A 15,746-nucleotide genomic window follows, 5' to 3' on the forward strand; every position below is an offset into this window, starting at 1 on the left:
ATGAGCATCGGAGAGAATCTCAACCCCATCAAGACCCTGGACAAGGACACCGTCTGGCGGCTGCTGGCCGAGCACCCGTTCGGCCGCCTGGCCGTGGAGGCCGCCGGGCTCGTGGACATCTTCCCGGTGAACTACGTGGTGCACCAGCACAAGCTGTACTTCCGCACGGCGCAGGGTTCCAAGCTCTCCAGCCTGATCGTCAACGACCAGGTGGCCTTCGAGATCGACGAGGTCTCCGAGGAGCACGTGGTGCGCTCCGTCGTGGTGCACGGCAAGGCCCGCCGGCTGGAGACCCGCGCGGAGATCGACGCCGCCGAGGAGCTGCCGCTCAAGCCCTGGGCGCCCACGCTCAAGTACAACTTCGTGGTCATCGACGTGGAGACCGCCACGGGCCGCGAGTTCACGATCGCCGACGAGCCGGAGCACCACCCCTCCTGAGCCCGCGGACCGGCGACGGGCCCGGCCCGGGCCGCCGCCGGTGACGGCCGTCGTCCCCCGTGTCCTCCACGGCGCGGGGGGCGACGGCGGCGACGCGTTATGGTGGAGCGCAACGGCGGGCGGGACGACCCCCGCCCGTCCGACCCGACGTCCAGCAGCGCCGCGGCCCGCGGTCTGCGCGGACCGCAGCAAGGAGTACCGTGCCAACGAAGGCCACCCAGAGCCCGGGAACGGGCAAGAGCCTGCTCATCGTGGAGTCCCCGTCCAAGGTCAAGACCATCGCCGGGTACCTCGGCGACGCCTACGAGGTCGAGTCCTCGATGGGGCACATCCGCGACCTCCCGCAGCCCTCGGAGCTGCCGGCGGAGCTCAAGAAGGGGCCCTACGGCAGGTTCGCGGTGGACGTGGAGCACGGTTTCGAGCCGTACTACGTGGTGAACCCGGACAAGAAGAAGAAGGTCACCGAGCTCAAGCGCAAGCTCAAGGACGCCGACGCCCTCTACCTCGCCACCGACGGCGACCGCGAGGGCGAGGCCATCGCCTGGCACCTGCTGGAGGTGCTCAAGCCCAAGGTCCCCGTCTACCGGCTCACCTTCCCCGAGATCACCCGCGAGGCCATCGAGCGCGCCTTCGGCGAGCTGCGCGAGCTCGACCAGGACCTGGTCGACGCGCAGGAGACCCGGCGCATCCTGGACCGGCTCTACGGCTACGAGATCTCCCCGGTGCTGTGGCGCAAGATCGCCTCCGGGCTGTCCGCGGGCCGGGTGCAGTCCGTGGCCACGCGCCTCGTGGTGGAGCGCGAACGGCAGCGCATGGCGTTCGTTTCCGCCGAGTACTGGGACCTCAGCGGGACCTTCGCCCGCACCGACGGCGAGGACGCCGGGGTGGCCTTCGGCGCCCGGCTGTCCTCCGTGGACGGCAAGCGGGTGGCCGGGGGCCGGGACTTCGGCGACGACGGCGTGCTCAAGGGCGCCGCCGGCAAGCTCGTGCACCTGGACGAGACGGCGGCCCGGGAACTGGCCGCCGGGCTCGAGGACGCCGCGTTCGCGGTCCGCTCGCTCGAGACCAAGCCGTACACCCGCCGCCCGGCCGCGCCTTTCACGACGTCCACGCTGCAGCAGGAGGCCGCCCGGAAGCTGCGCTTCACCTCGCGCACCACGATGCAGGTCGCGCAGAAGCTGTACGAGAACGGCTACATCACCTACATGCGCACCGACTCCGTGGCGCTGTCCGAGCAGGCGGTCACGGCCGCCCGCCGGCAGGCCTCGGAGCTCTACGGCGCCGAGTTCGTGCCGGGCTCCCCGCGCCTCTACAGCTCCAAGGCGAAGAACGCCCAGGAGGCGCACGAGGCCGTGCGCCCCGCCGGGGACTCCTTCCGGACGCCGAACCAGGTCCGCGGCGAGCTGTCCGCGGACGCGTACCGGCTCTACGAGCTGATCTGGAAGCGCACCGTCGCCTCGCAGATGGCCGACGCCAAGGGCTCCACCGCGACCGTGCGGCTGGGGGCGACCTCGTCCACCGGCCGGGACGCCGAGTTCTCCGCGTCCGGCACCGTCATCACGTTCCGCGGCTTCCTCGCCGCCTACGAGGAGGGCCGCGACGAGGAACCCGCCGACGGCAAGGACGGCAAGGACGGGGACAAGCGCCTCCCGCGCATGGCGGAGGGCGACCGGCTGGACGCGACCGAGGTCGAGGCGGACGGGCACCGCACCTCGCCGCCCGCGCGCTACACCGAGGCGTCCCTGGTCAAGGTCCTCGACGAGCTGGGCATCGGCCGCCCGTCGACCTACGCGGCCACGATCTCCACCATCATGGACCGCGGCTACGTCCGGGTCCGGGGTTCCGCGCTCATCCCCTCGTGGACGGCGTTCTCCGTGGTGCGCCTGCTCGAGGAGCACTTCTCCGACTACGTGGACTACGACTTCACGGCCGAGATGGAGGAGGGCCTGGACCGCATCGCCCGCGGCGAGGAGGACAGCACCGACTGGCTGCAGGACTTCTACTTCGGCTCCCAGGGCCACGAGAACGGGCTCAAGCCCATCGTGGACGACCTCGGCGAGATCGACGCGCGCGCCGTGAACTCCATCCCCGTCACCGACGGCATCACCCTGCGCGTCGGCAAGTTCGGCCCCTACCTCGAGGTCGCAGGCACCCTGGACGCCGAGACGGGCGAGCTCACCGAGCCGGTCCGCGCCAACGTCCCGGAGGACCTGGCCCCGGACGAGCTGACGCCCGACAAGGCCCGGGAGCTCATCGAGACCGGCAAGGCCGACGGCCGGGAGCTCGGCCGCGACCCGGCGACCGGGCGCGCGATCATCGCGAAGGACGGCCGCTACGGCCCCTACGTCACCGAGGTCATCCCCGAGCCCACCGAGGAGGAGCTCGCGGCCCAGCCCGTCGAGTACTACAAGAACGGCAAGCCCAAGCCCCCGAAGAAGCCGGTCAGGGAGAAGCCCCGCACGGCGTCCCTGCTGTCCTCGATGACCCTGCAGGACGTCACGCTCGAGGACGCCCTCAAGCTCCTGTCGCTGCCGCGCACCCTCGGCACCGACGCGGAGGGCAACGAGATCACCGTGCAGAACGGCCGCTTCGGTCCCTACCTCAAGAAGGGCTCCGACTCCCGGTCCCTGCAGTCCGAGGACCAGCTGTTCACGGTCACCCTCGAGGACGCCCTGAAGATCTACGCCCAGCCCAAGCAGCGCGGGCGGGGCACCGCCAAGCCGCCGCTCGCGGACCTGGGCACCGACCAGATCACGGAGCGGCCCATGGTGATCAAGGACGGCCGCTTCGGCCCCTACATCACCGACGGCGAGACCAACGTGACGGTCCCCCGCGGCGAGACCGTGGAGCAGATCACCCCGGCCCGGGCCAGCCAGCTGCTCGCGGAGAAGCGCGCCCAGGGCCCGGCCCCCAAGCGCACGGCGCGCTCCACCGCGAAGACGCCCGCGAAGTCGTCCGCGCCGAAGGGCACGACGAAGAAGAGCCCCGCCAAGAAGCCGGCGGCGGGTCGCCCCGCCCGCGCCGGGACCAAGGGCTGAGCCGTCCCGCACCGCGCGCGGGACGGACACGGAACTCGAAGGAGCACCACGGCATGCGTCTCGGAGTCCTCGACGTCGGATCGAACACGGTCCACCTGCTGCTGCTGGACGTGTACCCGGGCTCGCGGCCCGAGCCGTACGCGTCCCACAAGCTCGCGCTGCGCCTCGTGCAGTACCTGGACGAGGACGGCAACATCTCCGACGCCGGCCGCGACGCCCTGACCTCCTTCGTGGTCGAGGCGCGGGACTTCGCCGTGGACAACCACGCGGAGGACTTCCTGGCGTTCGCCACCTCCGCCATCCGGGAGGCCGGCAACGGGGCGCAGGTGCTGGACCACGTGCAGTCCCGCTCCGGGGTGACCCTCACCGAGCTGGCCGGGGACCAGGAGGCGGCCGTGACGTTCTTCGCGGTGCGCCGCTGGTTCGGCTGGGGCGCCGGCACGGTCCTGGACCTGGACATCGGCGGCGGGTCCTTCGAGATGGCGCTGGGCGACAACGCCCTGCCCACCGTGGCGACCTCCGTGCCGCTGGGCGCGGGACGGCTCACGCGCACGTTCATCGCCGGGGACGTCCCCACGCCCAGGGAGATGAAGGCCATGCGCAAGCACGTGCGCCAGGAGCTCAGGCCCGCGGTCGCGAAGGTCCTCGCGGCGGGGGAGCCCACCTGCGTGGCCGGCACCTCCAAGACCTTCCGCTCCCTCGCCCGGATCTGCGGGGCGGCGCCGTACGCCATGGGCCCGTACGTCCCTCGGACCCTCCACCTGGAGGACCTGCGGCTGTGGAGCCGCCGGATGGAGGCGATGACCCCGGACGAGCGCGCCGAGATGCCCGGGGTCTCCTCCACCCGCGCCCGGCAGATCCTGGCCGGGGCCGTCGTGGCCGAGGCGGCCATGGACGCCTACGGGATCGAGTCGCTGCGGATCTGCCCGTGGGCCCTGCGGGAGGGACTGATCCTCCGGCGCCTGGACCAGCTCAGCAGCCACGCCGACGTCCGCACCGTCGACCCCCGGCAGCTGGTGGGTGCCGCATGAGCGAGCAGCAGGGCTCCGCCGCGGAGCCGTACCGGGCCCACGTGGCGCTGTCCACCAGCTCCCTCTACCCGCTCGGGGTCCCGGAGACCTTCGAGGCGGCCGTGGAGCTCGGCTACGACAGCGTGGAGGTGCTCGTCACGCACGAGCGGATGAGCCAGCTCAACCACCAGCTGCGGGACCTCGTGCAGCGCCACCAGCTGCCCATCTCCACGATCCACGCCCCCACCCTGCTGCTCACCCAGCAGGTCTGGGGCAAGTCGTGGACCAAGATCCAGATGGCGGCGGCGCTCACCGAGCAGATCGGCGCGGACGTCGTCGTCGTGCACCCGCCCTTCCGGTGGCAGCGCCGGTACGCCGCGAACTTCGTCGAGGGCGTGCGCGTCGTCGCCCAGGCCACGGGCGTGAAGATCTCCGTGGAGAACATGTACCCCTGGCGGGTGCGCGGGCGCGACACCGTGGTCTACGCCCCGCACTACAGCCCGCTGGGCCAGGACTACGACTGGGTGACGTGGGACTTCTCCCACGCCGCGACCGCTCGGATGGACTCCCTGGCCGCCATCAAGGAGCTCGGTCCCCGCCTCGGCCACGTGCACCTGACCGACGGCTCGGGGGAGACCACCGCGGACGAGCACCTGCTGCCCGGACACGGCGTGCAGCCGGTCGCCGAGTCCCTCGAGCACCTCGCCTCGACCCGGTGGCAGGGCATCATCGGGGTGGAGGTCTCGACCCGCCGCTCGAGCAGCACCGAGGAGCGCACCGAGTGGCTCGCCGAGTCGCTCGAGTTCGCGCGCCGCCACACGACCCTGCCCGACGACGCCCCGGCCGGCTGACGTCCGCCCGGACCCGACCCACCCCTGCTTCGAGAGGACTCCACCGACCATGACCCCTGTGCTCGCCTTCCTGGGCTGCGGCTCCATGAACGGATCCATCCTGCGGGGGGTGCTGGCCTCCGGCGTCCCCGTCGAGCAGATCCGGGCCACCGTCCGCTCCGAGGACAGCGCGCGCCCGCTCCGGGAGGAGACGGGCGTGCGCGCGTACGTCACCGGGGAGGACCCCGAGGCCAACCGCCGGGCCGCCCGGGAGGCCGACGTCGTGCTGCTCGGCGTGAAGCCGGTCGGCATCCTGGACCTCGCCCGGGAGATCGCCCCGGCCCTGCGCCCTGGCACGGTCGTGGCCTCCGTGGCCGCCGGCATCTCGCTGGAGGCGCTCGAGCAGGTCCTGCCCGCCGGGCAGCCCGTGGTGCGGACCATGCCGAACACGCCCTCGAGCGTGGGCCGCGGGGTCGTCTCGGTGACCCCGGGCACCGCGACCACCCCCGAGCAGACCCGGGCCGTGCGCAGGGTGCTCGAGGCCGTGGGCACCGTCGTGGAGGTCCCCGAGGAGCAGGTCGACGCCGTGACCGGCGTGTCCGGCTCCGGCCCGGCCTACGTGTTCCTGCTGGCCGAGGCGATGCAGCACGCGGGGGAGCGGATGGGCCTGCCGGCCGACGTCGCCCGCGTCCTGGCCAAGGAGACCGTCTCCGGGGCCGGCGAGCTGCTGCGCCCGGCCGGGGCCGACCCCGCCGCGCTGCGCAAGGCCGTCACCAGCCCCAAGGGCACCACGGACCGGGCCATCACGACCTTCCAGGAGAACGGCTTCGAGGACCTCGTCGCCGCCGCCGCCCGCGCCTCGGCCGACCGCTCCGCGGAGCTGACCCGGGAGTTCAGCGCCGGCTGAGCCGGTCCGGACCGCGCCGGCCGGGGCAGCCCGGGGCCGCGCCGTCGTCTCCGGTGCCCCGCCGTCCTGGCGGGGCACCGGCCGGCTCAGGGCCGGGCCGCGAAGCGCTCGAGCAGGTCCACGTGCCCGGAGACGATGAGCAGGTCCCGGGAGGTCACCTTCGTCTCGGGGCGGGCGTAGGTGAAGTCCTCGCCGGGCGACTTCACGCCCACCACGGTCACGCCGTACTTGGAGCGCACGTTGGCCTCGCCCAGCGTGAAGCCCTGCACCTCCCGCGGGGGGTGCATCTTGACGATCGCGAAGTCGTCGTCGAACTCGATGTAGTCCAGCAGCCGGCCCGAGACGAGGTGGGCGGTGCGCCGGCCGGCGTCGGCCTCCGGGAAGATCACGTGGTGGGCGCCGATCCGGGAGAGGATCTTGCCGTGGGAGGGGGTGATGGCCTTCGCCCAGATCCTGCTCACGCCGAGGTCCACGAGGTTCGCCGTGATCAGCACGCTGGACTCGATGGACGTGCCGACGCCCACCACCGCGGAGTCGAACTCGGCGGCGCCGAGCTGGCGCAGGGCGTCGATGTCGGTGGCCTCGGCCTGGACCACGTGGGTGAGCTGGCCCGAGAGCTTCTGCACCAGGTGCGCGTCCCGCTCCACGCCCAGGACCTCCCGGCCCTGCCGTGCCAGCTGCAGGGCGGTGGCCGTGCCGAAGCGGCCGAGGCCGATCACCAGGACGGGAACGCTGTGGGACGAACGGTCAGCCAATGATCGGCCTTTCCTCGGGGTAGTTGTACAGACGGCGGCGCGAGCGCAGGGCCAGGGCGGCGGCCACGGTGGTGATGCCGATGCGGCCCACGAACATGGTGGCGGAGAGCACGTACTTGCCCTCCGGCGGCAGCTCGCCGGACAGGCCCACGCTCAGCCCGCAGGTGGCGTAGCCGGAGATCACCTCGAACAGGACCCGGTCCAGGGGCGCGTCGGAGACGATCAGCAGCGCCGCGGAGGCCACCAGCACGATCGTGGCGCCCATCATGATCACGGAGATCGAGATCCGCAGCGCGTCCTCCGGGATGGTGCGGAAGAAGGCGATCACGGAGCGGTCGCCGCGGGCCTCCGCGACGATCGCGAGGAACACGACGGCGAGCGTGGTGACCTTGATCCCGCCGGCCGTGGAGGCCGCGCCGCCGCCGGCGAACATCATGGCGTCGGTCAGGAGCAGGGTCACCGACTGCTCGTTGTTGGTGTCCACGAGCGCGAAGCCCCCGGAGCGCATGTTCACCGAGGCGAAGAACGCGTGGAAGAGCTTCTCCCCCACGGGCAGGTCCCGCAGGGTGTCCGGGTTGGACCACTCGAACGCGGCGTAGAGCAGCCACGCGATCATGAGCAGGGCGCTGGTGGTCGTGACCGTCAGCTTCGTGTTGAGGTTCCAGCGGGAGAACCGGAGGCCCACCTGCCGCATCACCAGGACCACGGGGAAGCCGAGCGAGCCGATGAACACGCCCAGGGCGATGGGCACGACGATCAGCCACGAGGTCGAGTAGGGCTCCAGGCCGGCCTCGTTGGGGACGAAGCCGCCGTTGTTGAACGCCGAGATCGCGTAGAAGATGCCGTGCCACAGGGCGGTCAGGATCGGCTGGCCCTCGAGGAGGAACCCGACCGTCAGGACGACCGCGAGCACCGCCTCGATGCTCACCGACGTGATCACGATGATCTGCAGGAGTGAGCCGACCTCACCCAGGCGCCCGATGTTGAGGGCCTCCTGGGTGAGCAGCCGGGACCTGAGACCGAGTTTGCGCCCCACCGCCAGCGCGAGGATCGACGTCATGGTCAGGGTGCCCAGCCCGCCGATCTGCATCGCGATCATGATCACGAACTGGCCGAAGAACGACCAGTGCGTGCCGGTCGGGACGGTGGTCAGCCCGGTGACGGTGACGGCGGACGTGGCCGTGAACACCGCGTCCTCCAGTTCCGTGTCCACCCCGGGGGCGGACGAGACGGGCAGCCACAGCAGGAACGAGAAGGCGGCCACGACGACGGCGAAGACGATCAGGGCCAGCCGGGCGGGGGAGGACTGGGCGATCCGGTCCACGAGATCGCGCAGGGAGGTGAGCAGCCAGAAGCGCCCGCGCTCCTCCTGGGGCAACCAGGGCTTGTGCTGCGTGCTCATCGCTCCTCCTCCCGTGCCCGGACCGCCCGGGCCGGGCGGCAGCGGCCGCGGCGCGTGCCTCGACCCGCCACAGTATTCCACCCGCGCCCGCACGGCGGGCGGCACGGCGGGTGCCGGTGGTGCCCGTGCCCTGGAAGGAGGCCTGCGGCGGGTCCGGGTGCGGGACCGGGCCGGTCGTGACGGACGCGCCCACCCCGCCGGCCGCCGGGGCAGCCGTGGCCTCCGGTGACCTGTCCCGGGCCGGTCCGCCCGGGCCCCGTCCGGGCGGCCGGGCGGACACAAAGGGCGGCGGCGCCGGGCCCGCGGGGGCGGGACGGCACCGCGAGTGGTTCAATGGCCGTGTGACTCCTGCTACATCCGGGCCCGGTGCCCCGTACCCCACGAGACTGTTCTGGGACCCCGCCCTGCTCGAGTACAACTTCGGGGACCACCACCCGATGCACCCGTCCCGGCTCGAGCTGACGTACCGCCTCGTCCAGGAGTTCGGCCTGGACCGCCGGGAGAACGTCACGGTGGAGGCCCCGGAGGTCGTGCCGGACGAGGTGCTCCGTCTCGTCCACCCCCAGCACTACCTGGACTCCGTCCGGGCGGTCGGCGCCGATCCCACGCTGGAGATCCCCGAGTGCGGGCTCGGCACCGAGGACACCCCGGCCTTCCCGCGGGTGCACGAGGCCAGCGCGCGGCTCGTGGGCGGCACCTACCAGGCCGCCGCGGCCCTCCTGGCGGAGGACGCGGTGCGGGCCGTGAACTTCGGGGGCGGCATGCACCACGCCCACGCGGAGAAGGCCAGCGGCTTCTGCATCTACAACGACTGCGCCGTGGGGATCCAGCACCTGCTGGAGCAGGGCGTGCGGCGGGTGGCCTACGTGGACGTCGACGGCCACCACGGGGACGGGACCCAGTCGATCTTCTACGACGACCCGCGCGTGCTCACCGTCTCGCTGCACGAGACGGGCATGGCCCTGTTCCCGGGCACGGGCTTCGCCAACGAGACCGGCCGCGGCGAGGCGGAGGGCTACGCCGTGAACGTCGCCATGCCCGCCGCCGCCGACGACTCCATGTGGCTGCGGGCCTTCGACGCCGTGGTCCCGCCGCTGCTGCGCCAGTTCGGGCCGGAGGTCGTGGTGAGCCAGCACGGCTGCGACTCCCACTTCTCCGATCCGCTCACCCACCTGCGGGTCAGCGTGGACGCCCAGCGGCAGACCGCCGTCGCCCTGGCCGGGCTGGCCGACGAGCTGTGCGAGGGCCGGTGGATCGCCACGGGCGGCGGCGGGTACAACTGCCACGACGTGGTGCCCCGGTCGTGGGCGCACCTGGTCGGGGTCGCCGCCGGCCATCCGCTCGACGTGCGCACGGCCGTGCCGCAGCCGTGGCGGGACCACGTGCTCGAGCGCTACGGCCTCGAGGCGCCGCGCGTCATGGGCGACGAGGTGGACCTGTGGTGGCGCTCCTGGGAGATCGGGTTCGACCCCAACGACGAGACGGACCGCACGATCATGGCCACCCGCAAGGAGATCTTCCCGCAGTGGGGGCTGGACCCGTGGTTCGACTGAGCGACCCGCGCCCGGACTCCGCCGGCCCGCGCGAGAGCGGGGACGTGCCGCTGCCGGGCACCGCGCGGCATCGCGCCTACAGTGATCGGATGGGCAACAACGACGTGTTCGCGGTGATCGCCGACAAGACCCGGCGGGGGATCCTCACCGTGCTCAAGGACGGCGAGCGACCGGTGGGGGATCTCGTGGACGAGCTGGGGGTCTCCCAGCCCACCGTCTCGAAGCACCTGAAGATCCTGCGCGAGGCCGGTATGGTGTCCATGGAGGCACAAGGACAGCGGCGTCTGTACGCCGTGCGGCCGGAGCCCCTCGCCGAAGTGACCCGGTGGATCCACGAGGTCGCCGGCGACGCAGTCCAGCAGCGGGCCGCGCCGGAGCCCACGGCGACGGAACCGGTCGTGACGACCGGGACCGCCGCGGTCGCGGTGCGCGAGCCGGACGCCGCTGTGCCGGGCGAGCCGGAGGCCGTCGTGGCCGCCGTCCCGGAGCCCGCGGCCGTCCCGGCCCTCGTGGAACCCGGTCCGGAGCTGCCGATGTCCGAACCAGCCGGGTCCGGGCCGTCCGCGTCCGCACCGCCCGTCGGAGGGACGTCCCGGCGCCCGAACCGGGGAGCCGGGGCGCGGGCGGCGGACATCCTCTCCACTCTCTCCGGTCTGCGCCGCCGCCCCCGGCACCCGCGGCGGTGACCGGTCCGACCTCAAGAAGGAGCACCATGCACGAGGACCTGTACCCCATCCGCCAGGCTGTCCTGGCCCGCAATCCCGGAGAGGTGGAGTTCCACCAGGCCGTGGACGAGGTCTTCGACTCCCTCGGCCCCGTGGTCGCCCGGCACCCCGAGTTCCTCGACGCCGCGGTGCTCGAGCGGATCTGCGAGCCGGAGCGCCAGATCATCTTCCGCGTCCCCTGGACCGACGACCAGGGCCGCGTGCACATCAACCGCGGCTTCCGCGTGGAGTTCAACTCCGCGCTGGGGCCGTACAAGGGAGGACTGCGCTTCCACCCGTCCGTCTACCTCGGCATCGTGAAGTTCCTGGGCTTCGAGCAGATCTTCAAGAACGCCCTCACCGGCATGCCGATCGGCGGCGGCAAGGGCGGCTCGGACTTCGACCCCAGCGGCCGCTCCGACGCGGAGATCATGCGCTTCTGCCAGTCCTTCATGACCGAGCTCTACCGCCACATCGGCGAGTACACGGACGTCCCGGCCGGTGACATCGGGGTGGGCGGACGCGAGATCGGCTACCTGTTCGGCCAGTACAAGCGCATCACCAACCGCTACGAGTCCGGCGTGCTCACCGGCAAGGGGCTGAGCTGGGGCGGCTCGCTCGTGCGCACCGAGGCCACCGGGTACGGGACCGTCATGTTCGCCGAGGAGATGCTGCGCACCCGCGGGCAGTCCTTCGACGGGCAGACGGTGCTCGTCTCCGGCTCCGGCAACGTGGCCACCTACGCGATCGCCCGTGCCCAGCAGCTGGGGGCCACGGTGGTCACCGCCTCGGACTCCGGCGGCTACGTGGTGGACCCGGACGGCATCGAGCTGGAGCTGCTGCGCCAGATCAAGGAGGTCGAGCGCGGCCGGATCTCGGAGTACGCGGAGCGCCGCGGCGGACGGGCCCGGTTCATCGCCAAGGGCTCCGTGTGGGACGTCCCCGGCACCGTGGCCCTGCCGTGCGCCACCCAGAACGAGCTGGACGGCTCCCACGCCAAGAAGCTGCTCGAGCACGGCGTGCTGGCCGTGGCCGAGGGCGCCAACATGCCCTCCACCGGTGAGGCCGCGCACATGTTCCAGGACGCCGGCGTGCTCTTCGGTCCGGGCAAGGCGGCCAACGCCGGCGGCGTGGCGACCTCCGCCCTGGAGATGCAGCAGAACGCGTCCCGCGACTCGTGGACCTTCGGGTACACGGAGGAGCGGCTCGGCCAGATCATGAAGTCGATCCACGACCGGTGCGCCGAGACGGCCGAGGAGTACGGCATGCCCGGCAACTACGTGGCCGGGGCCAACATCTCCGGATTCGTCAAGGTGGCCGGCGCCATGATGGCGCAGGGCCTCATCTGACCCGTGCCGGGTCCTGCCGGACCCGGCACGGGTTCCCCGTCCGCACTTCCGACACGTCCGGACCCGCGATCGTCCCCCGGAGGACCGCGGTGGTCCTACCCTGGAGACTATGGCAACGCATCGACAGGTCCTGCAGTGGCTGGAGAACGAGCTGTTCGACGGCCATCTCGTGCTGGGCCAACAACTGCCCTCGGACCGCGACCTCGCGGCCATCCACCGCGTGTCCCGCAACAACATGCGGGAGGCGCTCAAGACCCTGGAGGCGCAAGGGATCGTCCGTCTCTTCGACGGGCCGCGCAAGTCGATCCTGCCCATGCTGGTCCGGGAGCCCGCGGCGTCCGCAGGCCCCGCCCTGCAGCTGCACATGGCCACCTCGGACTACCCCCTGCGGGACATCGTCCAGACCCGGGTGCTGCTCGAGACCTGGGCGCTCGAGCGCTCCGACCCGCGGCACCCGGCCATGGCCGAGCTGCGGGCGCTGCTCGAGCAGATGGCCCGGGACGACCTCTCCCTCAAGGAGTTCCACCACCTCGAGGTGAGCTTCCACATCGCCCTGTGCAAGACCGCGGGCAACTCGGTGGTCTCCGCCCTGATGTCCTCGCTGCGGGACTCGATCTACGAGTACACGATGGCCCTGGTGGGCCACGTGCCCCTGTGGAGCGCCACCTCGGAGCGGCTGCGCGCCGAGCACCAGGCGATCTACTCCGCGGTGGCGGGCGGAGACCGCAAGCTCGCCGCCCGCCTGGTGGCCGAGCACATCGAGTACCAGTACCGCGAGGCCGGCGTGGACCCGGACCAGGAGCAGCGCACCCCCGGCCCGGCCCCGGACGCGCCCGCCGAGCTCGCCCCGCCGGCCGCCGCGGGCGGGCTGCCGGCGCACGTCGCCGACGAGCCCGGCGACGGCCCGGCGGAGGTGCCCCGCAGCGCCTGAGGCCCCGCCGGCCGGACCGAATACAGCAATTTCCCCCTGAGACGGTAGGGTGTCAGTGAACGTTTGCCCGGCCGTCACCGTCCACAGGCCGGCACCCCGGTTCCCGCCTGTCGCGCGGAGCTCACGGGGAACACCACCGAGACATGAAGATGCGAGGGATCCTATGGGTTCAGTGATCAAGAAGCGCCGCAAGCGTATGTCCAAGAAGAAGCACCGCAAGCTTCTCCGCAAGACCCGTCACCAGCGCCGCAACAAGAAGTGACCCGGCGCTGACACCGCAGCGGGGCCGCCGTCCTCCCGGGGACGGCGGCCCCGCGGCGTTTCCGGGCCGGCTCCCCGGGACGGGCGGGCCGCGCGCACGGCCGTAGCATGGACCCATGAGCTCCCCGACTCCTCCCGCCGTGACCCTGCTGACCCGGCCGGGCTGCCACCTCTGCGAGGCGGCCCGGGACTCCGTGCACCGGGTCACCGCCGCGCTGGGCCTGGGCTGGGCCGAGGTCGACGTCGACGACGACCCCGAGCTGGCCCGCCGCCACGCCGAGGAGATCCCGGTGCTGCTCGTCGACGGCGTCCCGCGCGACTTCTGGCAGATCGACGAGCGCCGGCTCACGCGGCTCCTGCGCGAGCGCCTGGCCGGCTGAGCGGAACCCGCTTTTGGGGCCGGCGCGCCCGTCTGGGATCATGGGGGCCATGCCCTCCTCGACCGTCCACCTGCTGCGCCACGGCCAGGTCCTCAACCCGGACCGCATCGTCTACGGCCGGCTCCCCAGCTACGGCCTCACCGAGCTGGGCGCGCGGATGGCCGAGGCCGCCGCCGCCGAGCTCGCCCGCCGCGTGAACGACGGCTCGCGCATCGTCCACCTCGTCTCCTCCCCGCTGCAGCGGGCGCGGGAGACCGCCGCGCCCGTGGCCCGGGAGCTGCGCCTGCCGGTGCACCCGGACGAGCGCGTCATCGAGGCCCACAACCACTTCGAGGGCCTGCACGTGGACGCCCTCGAGCTGCTCAAACCGGGCCACTGGCCGCACCTGCGCAACCCGCTGCGCCCCTCCTGGGGCGAGCCCTACCGCCGTCAGGTGGCGCGCATGGTGGAGGCCGTGCTGGACGCAGGGCGCACGGCCGTGGAGCGCGGCGGGGACGGCGCCGAGGCCGTGCTGGTCTCCCACCAGCTGCCGATCTGGCTCACCCGGCTCTCCGCCGAGGGACGCCCCCTGCCGCACGACCCGCGCCGGCGGCAGTGCAACCTCGCCTCCCTGACGTCGCTCGTCTTCGAGGACCTCGGTTCCGGGCGTCCGCCCCGGGTGGAGTACCAGGAGCCCGCCGCCGTCTTCTATTCAGGGGTCAACCAGCTTCCCGGTTCATAATGGCGGGGCGCCGCCGCCGTCCCCGTCCCGTCCAGAGCACCAGGTGATCCGTCCGTGACCTCCCGTCCCTCGCCCTCCTCCCGTCCGTCCCGCCGCCGCGTGCTCTCGCTCGCGGGCCTCGGCGTCCTCGGGATCGCCCTCGCCGGGTGCACCGAGGAGGACTCGCTGGCCCAGCAGGCGAACGCGGGGGACCGGAAGGGCTACATCGCCGGCGACGGCACCGTCACCGAGTACGCGCCGACCGAGCGCGGGGAGCCCGTGCAGTTCGAGGGCACCCTGTTCGACGGCACCGTGGTCTCGGCCGAGGAGCTGCGCGGGGCCCCCGCGCTGCTCAACTTCTGGTACGCCGGGTGCGCCCCGTGCCGGGTCGAGGCCCCCGACCTCCGGGAGCTCGCCGGGCGCTTCGAGGGGCAGGCGGCCTTCTACGGCGTGAACCTGCGCGACGAGCGGGCCACCGCCGAGGCGTTCGAGCGCACCTTCGAGATCCCGTACCCCTCCTTCGAGGACAAGGGCGGAGGCGTCCTGATGGCCCTGAGCGCCTACGTGCCCCCGCAGGCCGTGCCCACCACCCTGGTGCTCGACGCCCAGGGCCGGGTGGCCTCGCGCATCCTCGGCATCGCGGAGCGCTCCGTGCTGGAGACCCTCCTCGAGGACACGGTGGCCGAAGCGGCATGACGGCCGGCAACCCGTTCGCCGAGATCGTCCTCGACGGCTCCCTCCTCGTCGCCCTGCCCGTGGCGCTGCTCGCCGGGCTGGTCTCCTTCGCCTCCCCGTGCGTGCTGCCCCTGGTCCCGGGCTACCTCGGCTACGTGACGGGCCTGACCGGGGCGGACCTGCAGGAGCAGCGCCGCGGCCGCGTGCTGGCCGGGATCACCCTGTTCGTGCTCGGCTTCTCCACCGTGTTCCTGCTGATGTCGGTGCTGCTCGCCCAGCTGGGCGCCTACGCCTGGTTCCTGGGGCAGGGCTGGATCACCGTGGTCCTCGGGGCCCTCGTGGTGCTCATGGGCGTCGTCTTCCTCGGCGGGGTGTCCTTCTTCCAGCGCGACCGCAAGATCGAGCGCCGCCCGCCGCCGGGGCTGTGGGGCGCCCCGCTGCTCGGCGTCACCTTCGGCCTCGGCTGGGCGCCCTGCATCGGCCCCACCTTCGCGGCGGTGCAGGCGCTCGTGTACGTGGACGGCGCCTCCACCGGGAAGGCCGCCGTCCTGACGGTGGCCTACTGCCTCGGCCTGGGCGTGCCCTTCCTGCTCCTCGCCCTGGCCCTGCGCCGGGGCATGGGCGCCATGGGCTTCTTCCGCCGCCACCGCCTCACCCTCCAGCGCGCCGGCGGCGGGCTCCTCGTCCTGGTGGGGCTGCTCATGATGACCGGCGCGTGGACCGCGTTCGTCTCGTGGGTGCAGGCCGAGCTCGTCACCGACTGGGTGATGCCGATCTGAGCGCCGCCGGACCCCGCCCCGACCACCGAAAGGC

16 protein-coding genes are annotated in these 15,746 nt (G+C 72.6%); 14 read left to right on the forward strand and 2 right to left on the reverse strand.

Annotated features, from left to right (window positions below; genetic code table 11):
* From RE027_RS06710 to proC, 5 genes are all read left to right on the forward strand, one after another.
* Complete coding sequence (locus RE027_RS06710) at positions 1–438, forward strand: pyridoxamine 5'-phosphate oxidase family protein (RefSeq protein WP_368807476.1); 438 nt, start codon at positions 1–3, stop codon at positions 436–438.
* 200 nt (positions 439–638) lie between these two features.
* Positions 639–3,476 (forward strand): type I DNA topoisomerase, encoded by a 2,838-nt coding sequence (topA, locus tag RE027_RS06715; protein WP_368807477.1) that lies wholly within the window; start codon positions 639–641, stop codon positions 3,474–3,476.
* Positions 3,477–3,529: 53 nt separating this feature from the next.
* Positions 3,530–4,507, forward strand: a complete 978-nt coding sequence (locus tag RE027_RS06720; RefSeq protein WP_368807478.1) for a Ppx/GppA phosphatase family protein — start codon at positions 3,530–3,532, stop codon at positions 4,505–4,507.
* Positions 4,504–5,337, forward strand: a complete 834-nt coding sequence (locus RE027_RS06725; RefSeq protein ID WP_368807479.1) for a sugar phosphate isomerase/epimerase family protein — start codon at positions 4,504–4,506, stop codon at positions 5,335–5,337. The genes RE027_RS06720 and RE027_RS06725 overlap by 4 nt, the downstream gene beginning before the upstream one ends.
* A 49-nt stretch (positions 5,338–5,386) precedes the next feature.
* Complete coding sequence (proC, locus tag RE027_RS06730) at positions 5,387–6,223, forward strand: pyrroline-5-carboxylate reductase (protein WP_368807480.1); 837 nt, start codon at positions 5,387–5,389, stop codon at positions 6,221–6,223.
* An 86-nt stretch (positions 6,224–6,309) separates the two neighbouring features.
* Here proC and RE027_RS06735 read toward each other — a convergent pair whose 3' ends face one another.
* Both RE027_RS06735 and RE027_RS06740 read right to left on the reverse strand, forming a co-directional pair.
* Positions 6,310–6,978 (reverse strand): potassium channel family protein, encoded by a 669-nt coding sequence (locus tag RE027_RS06735; protein ID WP_368807481.1) that lies wholly within the window; start codon positions 6,976–6,978, stop codon positions 6,310–6,312.
* Positions 6,971–8,380: a TrkH family potassium uptake protein gene (locus RE027_RS06740; protein WP_368807482.1), complete on the reverse strand. Its 1,410-nt coding sequence runs from the start codon at positions 8,378–8,380 to the stop codon at positions 6,971–6,973. Before RE027_RS06740 ends, RE027_RS06735 begins: the two co-directional genes overlap by 8 nt.
* Positions 8,381–8,721: 341 nt before the next feature.
* On the opposite strand from RE027_RS06740, the gene RE027_RS06745 reads away from it, so the two are divergent.
* The 9 genes from RE027_RS06745 (at position 8,722) to RE027_RS06785 (ending at position 15,712) form a co-directional block, all read left to right on the forward strand.
* The gene (locus RE027_RS06745) at positions 8,722–9,933 is read left to right on the forward strand and encodes an acetoin utilization protein AcuC (RefSeq protein ID WP_368807483.1); all 1,212 of its coding nucleotides are present in this window, start codon (positions 8,722–8,724) and stop codon (positions 9,931–9,933) included.
* Positions 9,934–10,022: 89 nt separating this feature from the next.
* Entirely contained in the window at positions 10,023–10,619 is a 597-nt protein-coding gene (locus RE027_RS06750; RefSeq protein WP_368807484.1) for an ArsR/SmtB family transcription factor, read from the forward strand.
* Between the two features lie 26 nt (positions 10,620–10,645).
* On the forward strand, positions 10,646–11,986 hold the full coding sequence (gene gdhA / locus RE027_RS06755; RefSeq protein WP_368807485.1) for an NADP-specific glutamate dehydrogenase: 1,341 nt from the start codon (positions 10,646–10,648) through the stop codon (positions 11,984–11,986).
* 109 nt (positions 11,987–12,095) lie between these two features.
* Positions 12,096–12,917, forward strand: a complete 822-nt coding sequence (locus RE027_RS06760; RefSeq protein WP_368807486.1) for a FadR/GntR family transcriptional regulator — start codon at positions 12,096–12,098, stop codon at positions 12,915–12,917.
* Positions 12,918–13,080: 163 nt separating this feature from the next.
* Positions 13,081–13,179, forward strand: a complete 99-nt coding sequence (locus RE027_RS06765; RefSeq protein ID WP_005504750.1) for a 30S ribosomal protein bS22 — start codon at positions 13,081–13,083, stop codon at positions 13,177–13,179.
* 115 nt (positions 13,180–13,294) lie between these two features.
* Positions 13,295–13,558 (forward strand): glutaredoxin family protein, encoded by a 264-nt coding sequence (locus tag RE027_RS06770; RefSeq protein ID WP_368807487.1) that lies wholly within the window; start codon positions 13,295–13,297, stop codon positions 13,556–13,558.
* Positions 13,559–13,607: 49 nt separating this feature from the next.
* Positions 13,608–14,279, forward strand: coding sequence for a histidine phosphatase family protein (locus RE027_RS06775; protein WP_368807488.1), 672 nt, complete (start codon positions 13,608–13,610; stop codon positions 14,277–14,279).
* 54 nt (positions 14,280–14,333) lie between these two features.
* Positions 14,334–14,954: a TlpA family protein disulfide reductase gene (locus tag RE027_RS06780; RefSeq protein ID WP_368807489.1), complete on the forward strand. Its 621-nt coding sequence runs from the start codon at positions 14,334–14,336 to the stop codon at positions 14,952–14,954.
* Positions 14,951–15,712 (forward strand): cytochrome c biogenesis CcdA family protein, encoded by a 762-nt coding sequence (locus tag RE027_RS06785; RefSeq protein ID WP_368807490.1) that lies wholly within the window; start codon positions 14,951–14,953, stop codon positions 15,710–15,712. Before RE027_RS06780 ends, RE027_RS06785 begins: the two co-directional genes overlap by 4 nt.
* The last annotated feature ends 34 nt before the right edge of the window (positions 15,713–15,746 follow it).

It is taken from the genome of Kocuria sabuli (assembly GCF_040981185.1).
Taxonomy (GTDB): Bacteria; Actinomycetota; Actinomycetes; order Actinomycetales; family Micrococcaceae; genus Kocuria; species Kocuria sabuli.